This window comes from Deinococcus alpinitundrae (assembly GCF_009982895.1).
In the GTDB taxonomy this organism is placed as follows: domain Bacteria; phylum Deinococcota; class Deinococci; order Deinococcales; family Deinococcaceae; genus Deinococcus; species Deinococcus alpinitundrae.
Genome location: NZ_WXZL01000053.1, coordinates 1 through 11134 on the forward strand (window position 1 = coordinate 1; position 11134 = coordinate 11134).

Annotated in this window: 13 protein-coding genes, 1 tRNA gene and 2 pseudogenes; 5 read left to right on the forward strand and 11 right to left on the reverse strand. The window is 61.3% G+C overall.

The annotated features are described in order from the left end of the window. The 3 genes from GUI70_RS21725 to GUI70_RS21735 form a co-directional block, all read left to right on the forward strand. The coding region (locus GUI70_RS21725; protein WP_161884374.1) for a GAF domain-containing protein at positions 1 to 482 on the forward strand (482 nt) is incomplete at its 5' end. A gap of 39 nt (positions 483 to 521) precedes the next feature. Beyond that, the gene (locus GUI70_RS21730; RefSeq protein ID WP_161884375.1) at positions 522 to 1094 is read left to right on the forward strand and encodes a universal stress protein; all 573 of its coding nucleotides are present in this window, start codon (positions 522 to 524) and stop codon (positions 1092 to 1094) included. Between the two features lie 249 nt (positions 1095 to 1343). Further along, positions 1344 to 1655: a luciferase domain-containing protein gene (locus tag GUI70_RS21735; protein ID WP_237725103.1), complete on the forward strand. Its 312-nt coding sequence runs from the start codon at positions 1344 to 1346 to the stop codon at positions 1653 to 1655. Positions 1656 to 2241: 586 nt separating this feature from the next. Here GUI70_RS21735 and GUI70_RS21740 read toward each other — a convergent pair. The 5 genes and pseudogenes from GUI70_RS21740 to GUI70_RS21755 form a co-directional block, all read right to left on the reverse strand. Further along, positions 2242 to 2463 (reverse strand): annotated as a pseudogene (locus GUI70_RS21740) (IS6 family transposase); the annotation flags it as partial. Further along, a complete protein-coding gene (locus GUI70_RS24730; RefSeq protein ID WP_237725104.1) occupies positions 2447 to 2875 on the reverse strand; it encodes a transposase family protein in 429 nt (142 codons plus the stop codon). The pseudogene GUI70_RS21740 and the gene GUI70_RS24730, both read right to left, overlap by 17 nt. Beyond that, positions 2812 to 3294 (reverse strand): transposase family protein, encoded by a 483-nt coding sequence (locus GUI70_RS24735; RefSeq protein ID WP_237725105.1) that lies wholly within the window; start codon positions 3292 to 3294, stop codon positions 2812 to 2814. The genes GUI70_RS24730 and GUI70_RS24735 overlap by 64 nt, the downstream gene beginning before the upstream one ends. A 215-nt stretch (positions 3295 to 3509) precedes the next feature. After that, the gene (locus GUI70_RS21750; RefSeq protein WP_161884377.1) at positions 3510 to 3815 is read right to left on the reverse strand and encodes a hypothetical protein; all 306 of its coding nucleotides are present in this window, start codon (positions 3813 to 3815) and stop codon (positions 3510 to 3512) included. A 176-nt stretch (positions 3816 to 3991) separates the two neighbouring features. After that, the gene (locus tag GUI70_RS21755; protein ID WP_161884378.1) at positions 3992 to 4318 is read right to left on the reverse strand and encodes a hypothetical protein; all 327 of its coding nucleotides are present in this window, start codon (positions 4316 to 4318) and stop codon (positions 3992 to 3994) included. An 87-nt stretch (positions 4319 to 4405) separates the two neighbouring features. On the opposite strand from GUI70_RS21755, the gene GUI70_RS21760 reads away from it, so the two are divergent. Further along, a tRNA-OTHER gene (locus GUI70_RS21760) sits at positions 4406 to 4496 on the forward strand. Between the two features lie 6 nt (positions 4497 to 4502). Here GUI70_RS21760 and GUI70_RS21765 read toward each other — a convergent pair. The 3 genes from GUI70_RS21765 to GUI70_RS21775 all read right to left on the reverse strand — a co-directional run bounded on the left by GUI70_RS21765 (position 4503) and on the right by GUI70_RS21775 (position 7761). After that, a complete protein-coding gene (locus GUI70_RS21765; protein WP_161884379.1) occupies positions 4503 to 4727 on the reverse strand; it encodes a hypothetical protein in 225 nt (74 codons plus the stop codon). A 167-nt stretch (positions 4728 to 4894) separates the two neighbouring features. After that, entirely contained in the window at positions 4895 to 7009 is a 2115-nt protein-coding gene (locus tag GUI70_RS21770; protein ID WP_161884380.1) for a DNA polymerase A family protein, read from the reverse strand. A gap of 77 nt (positions 7010 to 7086) precedes the next feature. Then, positions 7087 to 7761 (reverse strand): XRE family transcriptional regulator, encoded by a 675-nt coding sequence (locus GUI70_RS21775; RefSeq protein WP_161884381.1) that lies wholly within the window; start codon positions 7759 to 7761, stop codon positions 7087 to 7089. 91 nt (positions 7762 to 7852) lie between these two features. Between GUI70_RS21775 and GUI70_RS21780 the strand changes: the two genes are divergently transcribed. Further along, complete coding sequence (locus GUI70_RS21780) at positions 7853 to 8671, forward strand: glutamyl-tRNA reductase (protein ID WP_161884382.1); 819 nt, start codon at positions 7853 to 7855, stop codon at positions 8669 to 8671. Positions 8672 to 8730: 59 nt separating this feature from the next. Here the strand turns inward: GUI70_RS21780 and GUI70_RS24740 are convergent. From GUI70_RS24740 to GUI70_RS21795, 3 genes and pseudogenes are all read right to left on the reverse strand, one after another. After that, positions 8731 to 10638: pseudogene (locus tag GUI70_RS24740) on the reverse strand (HRDC domain-containing protein); the annotation flags it as partial. A gap of 25 nt (positions 10639 to 10663) precedes the next feature. After that, the gene (locus GUI70_RS26100; RefSeq protein WP_161884384.1) at positions 10664 to 10840 is read right to left on the reverse strand and encodes an integrase core domain-containing protein; all 177 of its coding nucleotides are present in this window, start codon (positions 10838 to 10840) and stop codon (positions 10664 to 10666) included. Further along, on the reverse strand, positions 10825 to 11134 hold a 310-nt coding region (locus tag GUI70_RS21795; RefSeq protein ID WP_161884385.1), incomplete at its 5' end, for a transposase. The genes GUI70_RS26100 and GUI70_RS21795, both read right to left, overlap by 16 nt.

The window sequence follows — 11134 nt, forward strand, 5'->3', positions numbered from 1 at the left end:
TCGATGAAGTGGCGCACCTGACCCTCGAGGCGCTGGGCGCGTCCATGCACCTGGAGTCGCTGTTCATCTTCCTGGTGGATCGAGGCGTGCTGCGCGTCAGTCGGGTCTGGGGCGAGATTCCCCCAGAACTGCATCCGCTGCTGGAGCTCGGCACCTTGCCGCTGGACGCGGTGCCACTCTGCCGCCAGGTGGTGGTGTCCGGTGAGGCGCAGTACGCCGAGAACATCGCGCATTTGCTGGCCGCTGGACCCGAAACGAGTACGACCTCTGCTGGCGCGGTGCCGATTGTCAGTCAGAGTGGCACCGTGGATGCAGTGCTGGCGGTCACGCGTCCGCCGCGCATCGGAACGTGGAGGACGCACGAACGGGCGTTGCTGACGCAGGCGGCCCGAACACTGGGCTTTACCCTGAGGAAGGACGCGCTGTATATCGGTGTACCGGACGCTGAGGACAAAGGCGGCACGCCGGTAACGGGTCTGTAAGGTCCACAGCGCAAGCTGGCGGCAGGAATTGAGGAGGCCATGCCTGTGTTGCGCCGGATGCTCGTTGCAGTGGATTTCAGCGTGTGGAGTCGCCATGCGGCCCAGCACGCTTTTGATGTGGCGCGGGCCATTGGTGGAACGGTGACGCTGCTCCATGTCCTTGAGGAGCAGGGATCGGGCCCATCGGACCTGGACGCGGCACATGCCTTGCTGCGTGAGCTGAGTCTGCTGGCACGCCGTCCGCCCACCTGCCTGATCGTTCCTGGCAGAAACGAATTCAATGGACCTGGTCGTGCAGCTGACGGCTTGAAAGCCGGACCTGAAGCTCAGGTGGCGTCGGCCATTCTGGCGGTGGCTGATGAGCTGGACGCGGACCTGATCCTGCTCGGCCTGCACGGGCAAGGGAACATGGACGGCAGGGCGCTCGGGCGGGTCGTGCAGCGCGTGTTGCTGGGCGCGCGCCAACCGGTCCAGGTGGTGCCCTGCAACACACATAGGCCGACCTTTGACCGCTGGGAACGTGTTTTCGCTGAAAACACAGCTTCCCCACCGGGTCTGCTTCACCAACCCCGTGTCTCAACCCGTGCTGCAGAAGGTACCCGCGAACCGTAATGCTTCGGTAACCTGCCGAGCGCACCATGATCACGAAGACAGCACGGCCCACTGACTTTCGGTTGGTAACTGAAAAAGCTTCTTTGTCTACATGAGCTGGACCTCGACACGCCAAAGGACCGCGCCTCTCGCCGCAGCAGATGGCTATAGGAACGGAGAGCGAAGTTCTGTTTTTTCCACCCGCACGGCGCGGAACGCAGGGCCAGCAATGAAGGAGAGAGCATGAGCAGTTACATGATATTGAGCGCTATGACCCAGATTTCACAGCACCTCGCCCGTTGGCCGGGTGTGACCCTCAACGCCCACCAGTACGGGGGACTCGGGATCTTTGTGGACGGTCAGGAGCTGGGTCAGTTGCACGACTGTGGTCTGCTCGACGTGGCACTCACAGCGGTTGAGCGCGACGCGTTGCTGAGCGAAGACCAGGTTCACCGCCATCATACCTTTCCCGATTCTGGCTGGGTCACGCTGCCGATCAACGGAGTGCTCGACGTGCCACTGGCGATTGAGGCCCTCGTCATGGCCCACGCCCGCATGCTGGATGCCGCGTCCCCTCAGTAGGCCATCAGAGCGTCCCCAGCCGCCCAGCGGGCGGGGTGTAGGGTGAGGATCTCCAGGATGGAGGAGGTCGAGATGCAAGCGTTGATCGTCTCACCACGCACCCCAAAAAGCTCGAGGAATTGGAGCACGTGTACCGCGTCGCGAATAGTCGGGGCTATATTTGGGCGCTGATGATGCTGCGCTCTGCAGAGCGACATCTTAAGGTGCCGGAGATCGCCGTCATCGTGCGGAATGATGAAAAGACGGTGCGGTGATAGCTGCAGCGGTAGAGGACTGAAGGCATCCAAGGACTGGAAGATGCACCGAAGTCGGGGACGCCGCCCAAAGTGACCTCGGACGATCGAGAGATTCTGTTGAGGGTGGCACGTCAGCGTCCTCGTGCGCTTAACCTCCCTTTTTCCTTTTGGACAGGGTGGTGATTGGCTGATGATCTGGCCGAACAAACTAGCCTCAGGCTCAGCCCGGTGACCGTCAACCGAATGCTCTATCAGGCGGGTATTCACTGGAACAGGCTGTAGTACACCATGACCAGTTGTGTTGCCTTAACTTGGCTCTCGGCAGGCCGAGGGCAGGGGTGGCCTGAGGATCAGGCCACCCCTGCGGCGACCGTTGACCACATCTGGAACGCGTGCTGCTGATTGCTTGTTCGAGTAGCGGCAGAAACGCTGGTGCGGGAGTGGTGGTGAAGGTTCTCGATCCGGGCATGCAGGCGCAGGAATTCTTCGGTTCGTTTCCGCCGCTTGAATCCAAGTTGCTGCCGCTCTTGACGCCGTGTAGGTCGGTGGGACTGCTCAACAACATTGTTGCAGATTAACGCGTAAGGAGAAGCGTCGTCTCCGGTGACGGTAAACGTCCTTGAGCACGCGGAATATCTTCAACTGTCGGATGACATGTTCCACCCGCAAGCGGGTGGAGGCCAGCACACGGTTCTCCTGTCGCTCTTCTGAAGTCAGCGGATTGGCTTTCGAGTCCTTATGCGGCGTGATCGAGTGACCATGATCGTGCCAGATTCCCTGATATTCAGCATCGCCGATCAACGCCGTCTCGCGATGAACTCGCACGCCTGAGTGCCGAAAGAGCGTGAGATCATGCATGGAGCCGAAAGCCGTGGCGACACACATGATCATGTGTCCCACGTTGATGACCACCTGCGTTTTTAGGGTGTGGCGCTTTTTCTTGCCGCTGTACCATGCCCGCTGCTGTCTTGGGCAGAACGGCACCTGTATGGGGCCTGCCCGCTTTTTTTGGGCCGCTCACAAGGGGTTTCGGCCGCATCGACGGCGATGATCTGAAAGACATGCTCTGCTTCCTTCAGGACCTTCTTGCCGGGCAGTCGGAACTGCCCACTGGCCATCAGGGCCGCTTCGACGCGTTCCACCGTGCGTTGCACGGTGGTTTCGTGGACGCCCCAATCGTCGCCCAGGTGAGCAAACGTGCGGTATTCGCGCCAGAACTCTAGCGTCAGGAGGAGTTGCTCAGCGGGACTGAGTGCCGCGGGTCGCCCAGACTTCCTTTTGGTGTTTTCCCGTTCGACCAGGACGCTCTCCATCGCATAGAACGTTTCCGGGTAGATCCCAGTGCGCCGTTTGAAGCGCGTGCGGTTCATCTTCAGCGTGCGTTCCAGGCGCTCGTGGCTCATTCATGCAGTGTAGCGGCGCACTTTCGCAGGAGGTCTAATACTGTTGCACCTGAACGAAGGGCCTCGAGCCGGCCATATTTGCAATCCGACCTTGCTGGGTCAAAGATCTCAACGGGCTTGTTGGCTCGAGGGTGTGACAAGCCCAGCTTCCCACGGCTCGGCTCAACACACAAAGATTCAGGTTCAAGTCCTGGGGAATCGACAAGAAACCACGATCAATCGCGCTCAGGGAATCCATGCTCACGCCGATCTACCACCCTGATTAAAGGCAGCGTGAGATTAAGCAGTTCCTCAACTGTATCCAGTGTGAATCTTTCACAACGCTTGGTTTCAAACACTTGCCCCTCAATGGCACCGCGCAAGTATCTCTGTTGCCCATCGTCCACCAAGGCAGTGACAGCCACGCCTTTGTCCAGCATCAAATTCAGAAGGGTGACATTCAAGGGAGGTATGCCCGGTTGCGTCCTCCTGTCGGTCAGCTCCTCACGCAACTGCTCTATGGAAATCGGCCATTCGTCCATTCTCCAGCCTACCCCATGCCGCATAAACAAGCTGCACCCCCAGCCGCCCCTCACCGGGCGGTTTTTGCTGCTCTGAGGAGGTGAGGAGATGGCAAGCAAGACGTACACCGATGAGCAGCGGATCGCCGCACTTGCCTGCCTCGCCGCCAACAGTGGCAGCACCTTAGTAACAGCCGTCAGACGGGCATGACGTGAACGCCTTTGACCTCCATCTGGTTTGCGGCGCGCAATAGGTTGGTTGCAGTGAGTGAATCAGCAGCCACTTGATGCTTCGTACTCTGAGCAACCGTATTGCCGCGCCAGTGAACACGAAATTCAAAGAACTCATGCGGCTCAATCTGACGTTCGTGCCCTCCCCGAGTTTCTGAGAAGATATGCTGCTCAGCGGAGTCTGGGTCTACCCATTCAGCTGTGACGCCCTGGGCCTGCATATTCGCCCAGAGCTGGGTGTTCAGTCCCTTAAGCCTGCCTGCCCATGTCGCGTTCAGTATTTCAATGTCCATTCCCCAGCCTACGCCTAGGAGGTGAGACCGCACTCATGCCCCGCAGCAGCCGGGGGGACAGCGACGGTCAGGATGTGAGCTGCACATGGCGGGGTTCGCTGGGCGTCTCCAGGTTGAGGCCACCGTGGAACGTACGTCTCCCTGGATTGAGCCGGTTCGACTCCGGCCCCCGCCACCAAGAAAGTTAGGACTCGTCAACGATGAATCTATCCATTGTTGGGCCATATTTGAGTAAGCCTCTGCCGCCGCCCCGATTTTCGGTCGTGATAATCACGCCCTTGCCGATGGCAGCTATAAGTTTTGGGCCGTCGCCGCGCCCCAGCACCGCAACTTTGATGTCCATTTGACGATTGCCGTGATGAATCGTTGTTTCTGGGTCGGTCAGTTCGATTTCTGTCCAAGGATCCATTTACCCACCCTACTCCCAGGAGGTGACCGCACCCATACCCGATGCCAATCTAAAAATCGCTGAGGAGCTGAGTACACCACTTTCCATCAATGGTGACGGTAAAGCTGCTGGGGCCGTGGGGGCGAAGTTCGATCCAAGGCATACCGCAGCGTATGCTCTTCCTGACGTCAACTCGGGTCATCTTCAGGAAGCGTCGGTGCTGCGGTTCGAGGGAGGCTGCTGGGAGCGGCGTCTAACCACGACGTGCCTATGCCGACATGCACCTGTAGGGGCAGCGCCAACGGCGACGGCTTGAGCATCGCGCGCCGCATCACCATCACCGCTTCCCCAATCACCGCTTCAGGCGCTTCGATCACCACCTCATCCCGGTTGATCAGCACAAACCTGGCCCCCAGCGCACACAGGGCCTGCTCAGCGCTCAACATCGCCAGTTTGAGGAGCGAAGCGGCCGTCATCGCCACCGGGGAATGCGCCGCTGCACGAAACGCAGCGCGCCTCGCGAGGGCATGCGAGTCCGTCAGACTGGGAAGTTGTCGGCGGCGGCCAAAGGCATCGACAGCGTACCCGCAAGCGACGGCCTCCTGACGCCTGTTCGAGGCATAGACGCGCAACGCAGGATGGGCAAGGTGGAACGCGTCGAGGAACCGCCCGGCAGTGTCGATGGGCACACCCGTCTGCCGTGCCAGCCCAGCCGCACCCATGCCGTAGACCATGCCGTAATTCACCGTCTTCCCCACCTGCCGCTGCGCCACCGTCACCGACCCGGGCGACACACCGAAAAGCAACGAAGCGCTGCGGGCATGAATATCCTCACCTCCCTCGAAGGCGTGCAAGAGGGCCTGTTCACCCGCCAGAAACGCCAGGACGCGTAACTCCAGCTGGTCGTAATCCAAAACGGCAAAGCAGTGACCATCCTCAGGAATCAAGGCACGTCGGACCTCCTGACCGTGGAGGCGTTTGCCAGGCCACGTCTGCACCGCCGGACGGCGGGCCACCGCATGCCCCGTCCGGGTCCCCAGCGGGTCCCAAGTCGGCCTTGCCCGGCCACCGAACCGAGCAGCGTGACGCAACACCGGACGCAGATAGCGCTCGATATCGAGCAGAGCATCCTCAGTCGCGTCGCGCTGTGCAACCTGGATTGACGCTTCCAGGTGCGCGAGGTCCATTCGTAACCCGCGCGCTTCCATCCCGGCGAGAATGCGGGTGAACGGACGTTCGATCTGTTCGTAGGCGCGTCTGGTGTCCCCGAGCAGCTGCCGATTCAGCGTGGCCAGGAGTTCCTCAGCGAGGCGGGCACGGTCGAGGAGGGGTCCCCCGTACGGCTTCCCAAGGACCTCTGCGCACAGCGGAGCCATAACCTTGTGCGGGGACCCGAGCGTAGCCGCCATCACCAGGGGATCATCCTGAACCCAGGCCGGGCCGAACCGGGCACCGAGCACTGAGGCTTGCGGACCACTCAAACCGTAACGCGCCAGGAAAGCAGGGACCTGCGTGGCCGGAAGGAACTGCGCGACGCCGCCGTGACTGATGACCAGTTGAGGGCTGGAGGCCTCCCTGGCTTGCCAGGCGATGACGGGACAAGTCCAGCGGTTCCGGATGGCCGCCGGCGCGATATGGGCAGCGTCGTCGTGATGACCGGCCACACGGGCCGCCAGGGCGTGCAGGTTGAGGTCACGTAACCGCGCCGCCAGCGCACGGAGATTGCGCGGTGGGGCCGCGCCAGGTTTCACGTCCGGATAAAGCTGTGCAGTCCTCCGGAACGTCAGCGCCGCTCGCCGCTGCAGCAACTCGCTGGCAGACAGACTGAAGGTCTGCGTCGCGAGCAGGGCACCGAGGGTCACGTGCTCCAAGAGCAGCTGTGTTGCCTGGCCGGTGCTGACCCCCGCGTGCCGTTCGAGGATCAGCAAATCCAACCACTGCGTGGGCAGAACGCCACTGCGGGTCATGAAGCGCTCCTGCGTCAGCCGTTCACCCGCCCAGACGAGGTCGGTTTGCGCATCCAGCAAGCACGGCGTGCGTGGATCCTGGCTGATCAGCACCACCCGGTGGCCTTTGCGGTGAAGATCCTGCCTGAGCTGCGCCAGGGCCGCCAGCGTGCCGTCAGGGGTATACGTCACCTGAATGCCCAGCAGCGGCAACAACTTGAGGACGGTATCGGCCTGCGGCTCGTGGCCGGTGTGGTCGGCCACGGCGATCACGCAGTCGTGCTGTTCACAGACCCGCAGGGTCGTTTGCAAAGCGGTGAACAGGGTTTCGACGCGGTCACCGTTGGCGTCGCGCAAGACACCAGCGGGGAGGGCCTGTCGGGCATGCACAAAGAGGCTGGCCGTGTCGAGCAGGACAACCTCCTGCACGCCGCCTACTCGTCGCTGTGAATGTCGAGGACACCTTTGTAGCGCCCGATGATGGCGGCGGTGTCATCCAGTGGAAATGGCGGAAAGTCCGGGTTATCGGAAAAAGCCCACCAACATTCACTCAAGAGACGCAAGCGCTTGACGCAAATTCCGTAATGCGGCGACTGGATGACAAAGATCTTGCTGTCGACCGGTTCAAGTTCCGCGACATTAATGAGCACTGTGTCGCCGTCCTGGATGCCACGTTTGGTGGGGTGACGCATGCTCTCGCCTTCCACCAAGACATAGCGGAGGTTGCCACTGAACCAGGCGGGCACCGTGACATGCGGGGTGCTGGTCGGGTCGTTGACCGGGCCGGCATTGGCATACCCGAGACTGGTCAGGACACGGGTGGCCTGGAATTCAGCATGGTCTTGTTGTTCAGCGCGCTCAACGGGACCGGGTTGACCCAGCGCACGCAGAAGGCCGACCGGGGTAAGGTTGACCGCTGCCGCCAGCGTGACAAAGCGGGGACCCGTGACGTTGAGCGGATCGACGGTGCCGAGTTCGAGCTTGCGGACGTACGAACGATCCACGCCGAGGTGCGCTGCGAGCTGGGCGACGCTGAGCCCGGTGGCCAGACGAAGCTCTTTGATGACGTGCCGGCGGCTGGGCAACGCGGCGGGGCGGAGGCCTGGCATGAGCGCACTGTACGCCGAGTCAAATCTTCTAAACAAGCCCCTTAAAGGGTGCAATATTGACACGCCCCTCACAGTTGGCCCAAGATGAGGCATGACTCGCGCCGCGCGCCCACCTGTGCAGGACATCGTGACGAAAGTCATCTCGCGCGGAGACCTGAACGACCTGCACGCCAATGAGCGCATCATCTATTACTTGCGCATCTGCCGCACCCTGGGACTGAACGCCGAGACGCTGCCCTTCTCGTTCTACGAAAAAGAAGGCCGACTGCACCTGTACGCCACCAAACGCTGCACGCAACAGCTCGCCAAGAAGTACAGCGTCAGCATCCACAAACTTGAATGGCAGATCGACGATTGCATCCTGACGTTCACGGCCTACGCCCGCCTCCCCAACGGCCGCGAAGACGTCGATTGCGGCTCAGTCGACATCGCTGGCCTCAAAGGGCTGGAGTTGTCCAATGCCCGCATGACCGCGGCGACCAAAGCCAAACGCCGTGTGGTGCTTTCGCTGTGCGGTCTGGGGATGCTCGACGAGCTGGAAGTCGGGACGATTCCCAATGTCCGCGTGTACACCGTCGATCCAGACGACATTTCGCGGGTGCAGGCGACGGGTATGGCCATGGCGATGGGCGGAGCGGACGGGCCGATGTCGCGCCATCAACTGCAGGACCTGACACGGGCACTGGGCTTGATCGGCTTTGAGCGCAAAGAGGATACGCGCAAGTTCATGGAATGGCTGGTGGGGCGGAGCCTGGAGGTCCAGCGGATGCTCAGCAGTCGGGAAGCGGCGCAGGTGCTGCTGCGATTGGGGCACTACGACGCCCAGGGCGTGTTCTATCCAGATGAGCACCGGATTCGCGACATCTACGAGGCGTTCGTGGAGCGGTTGCGCTCGCAGAACCTGAACTGAACGCGAGTCGGTGGCGATCAATCTGGGCTCGGGTACCGCCCCTCAGCATTCGACGGCCCTTACGGGTCTTGTTCTGTGACACTGCGACGTTCCTGTGCGCGCCGCTTGTGCAGCATCACCAGCGTGCCCACCAACCCTCTGGCCTCATCCAACGGCACCAGGACCTTTCGTGCCACCGCTGGGTCCAGACCCTCGCGCATCATCCCTGGCTGCCCCGCCAGCTCCTCAAGGACAGCCAAAACGCCCCCCTCGCCCTCAAGGACCGCCCGCACCGCCTCCAACAATTGCAACGCGCTCTTCGGCCCCGGCCTTGGAGAGATGGCGAACATAGCCTCGTCCGTAAGATCGTCTCCCTCCGCCCTGTACGCCTCCTGGTGTGAAATGGGCGGCCCAGGTGGAAGCATCACTTCGTTCTGAGCGTCCCAGCCCTGCACCTCCGTGTCATGGTCTTGAGGAAACAGATCGCGCCGTACAGCCTGAGAGGGAATCGGGTCGGCATGGGCTGAGGTTTGGCCTTCGTTCGCGACAGACTCGAGTATCGGTGGTCGGTGATGAAGTCCGGCCGTCTGTGATGAACGGGACAGCTCCTGCACGTCTTGTTCTGCGGTTGCAGGTGAACTTGAAGTGGCGTGCAATGCTGTCGTGATGGCCTCCAGAATTCGCTCCCCATACGCTTGAAGGCGCTTGGGACCCAACCCAGGGATCCCTTCGAGCGCCGTCATCGTTCGTGGCTGCCGCGCCGCGAGCGCCGTCAAGGTCGCGTTCGGGAAGATCAAGTACGCTCCATACCCTGTTTCCCGGGCCAGTTCCCGCCGTACGCCACTCAGCGCCGCAGCCACAGCGTCTGTCAGACCTTGCCCTTCATCTGGCTCTTGACGCTCGGGAATCCCTTGTTCGGGAACAGGCACGTCCTGCACATCAGGCCTCACTTCTGCTGGAGCGAGACCCAGCTCGTGCGCCTGCACGGTTCCCCGAAGCCACTGCTGCTCATGCGCCCCGGTCCGGATCACCTCAAGGACCTCCATTCCGTATTGCGAGCGCCGCCGCTCCCCAATCCCACTGACCGTGCCCAACGTCTGCATATCCCCCGGCCGCAACTCCGCAATCGCCTTCAACGCCGCATCACTGAAAATGACGTACGGCGGCACCTTCAACGTCTTCGCTCGCTCCGCCCGCCACGCTCGAAGCGCCAAGAACAAGGGCCGGTCATCCTCCCCAATGACCACCCGGGTCGCCTGCACTTTCCCTCGCGTTCGCTTCGTCTGCCGAGGCAAGAGCGTATCCTCCCGCAACAGCAACCGCGCCTCCCCCCGAAGGATCGTTCGCGCCAACGGCGTCACCGTCAACCCGTAATACGGCCCAGCCGTCAAATACCCCAGGCTGACCAGCTGCCGCAACACACTGCGCCACACCTTCACGTCCTGGTCTTTCCCAATCCCATACGTCGGCAGCGTCCGATGCCGCTTGTTCTTCTCGTTCTCCTTGCCCAGCAAAATGTCTGTGAGGTACGCTGCCCCGAATCGGTTTCCCGTCCTGATTGCTGCGGAGAGCGCCATCTGCGCTTCCTGCGTCATGTCACGAACGGTCGAGGGGTTCAAACAGACGTCGCAGTTCCCACAGGACTCGGAATACGCTTCTCCGAAGTAACTCAACAGCACCTGACGACGACAACTGGCCGTCTCGCAGTACGTCAGGAGGGCGTTGAGCTTGCCCGCTTCCACCCGCTTCACGTCCTCTGGGGCGTCACTGTCCATCAGCATCCGTCGAACGTTCACCACGTCCTGCAAGCCGTACACCATCCACGCCGTACTCGGAAGGCCGTCGCGCCCTGCACGGCCTGTCTCCTGGTAATACCCCTCCATCGACTTCGGCAAGTCCAGGTAGGCGACAAAACGGACGTTCGGTTTATCAATCCCCATGCCGAACGCGACGGTGGCGACCACAATGATGCTGGAGTGAACCCAAAACGCAGGACCAGCAGGCAAGTCACTTCTAGGTTGGATGATAGCGGGCAGCGAACTCGGCAGGGGGGACATAGCCAAGACTGGAATGCAGACGTTCCCGATTGTAAAGCTCACCGATGAAGTGATCCACGTGCTGTTGTGCGTCGTCCAGGTCGGCATAATCTTGTAGGTTGACTGAGATGTTGCGGTTTAGAGCTCCATGCAAAGAAGTGCGTTGTGAACGGCATTCAGCTGATCCATTTCCAGGGATAACTCCGCGAGGCGTACCTCGGCCAGGAACTTCTGTCGAACGTATCGTGCCAATTTGCCCCAGTCAGGCCAGACTGGATCGCCCGGATCCGGGCGATCCAGGAACTCAAAGTGGCACAGCAAGAAGCTGAGGAGACTCAAGCAGAGGAACCGCAGCACGCCTCGTTTGGTCTGTTGACCGAACTTCCCAAAGCCAAAGCGACTCTTGAGGGTTTTGAAGAGGGCCTCGATTTTCCAGCGACGTTTCCCG

What these genes read in the sequence shown, in the direction of transcription:
- GUI70_RS24735 (WP_237725105.1), bottom strand. Translation starts at nt 3,294, where the DNA reads ATGAGCCACGAGCGCCTGGAACGCACGCTGAAGATGAACCGCACGCGC.
- GUI70_RS21765 (WP_161884379.1), bottom strand. Translation starts at nt 4,727, where the DNA reads ATGGATCCTTGGACAGAAATCGAACTGACCGACCCAGAAACAACGATT.
- GUI70_RS21735 (WP_237725103.1), top strand. Translation starts at nt 1,344, where the DNA reads ATGACCCAGATTTCACAGCACCTCGCCCGTTGGCCGGGTGTGACCCTC.
- GUI70_RS21755 (WP_161884378.1), bottom strand. Translation starts at nt 4,318, where the DNA reads ATGGACATTGAAATACTGAACGCGACATGGGCAGGCAGGCTTAAGGGA.
- GUI70_RS21750 (WP_161884377.1), bottom strand. Translation starts at nt 3,815, where the DNA reads ATGGACGAATGGCCGATTTCCATAGAGCAGTTGCGTGAGGAGCTGACC.
- GUI70_RS21775 (WP_161884381.1), bottom strand. Translation starts at nt 7,761, where the DNA reads ATGCCAGGCCTCCGCCCCGCCGCGTTGCCCAGCCGCCGGCACGTCATC.
- GUI70_RS21730 (WP_161884375.1), top strand. Translation starts at nt 522, where the DNA reads ATGCCTGTGTTGCGCCGGATGCTCGTTGCAGTGGATTTCAGCGTGTGG.
- GUI70_RS21780 (WP_161884382.1), top strand. Translation starts at nt 7,853, where the DNA reads ATGACTCGCGCCGCGCGCCCACCTGTGCAGGACATCGTGACGAAAGTC.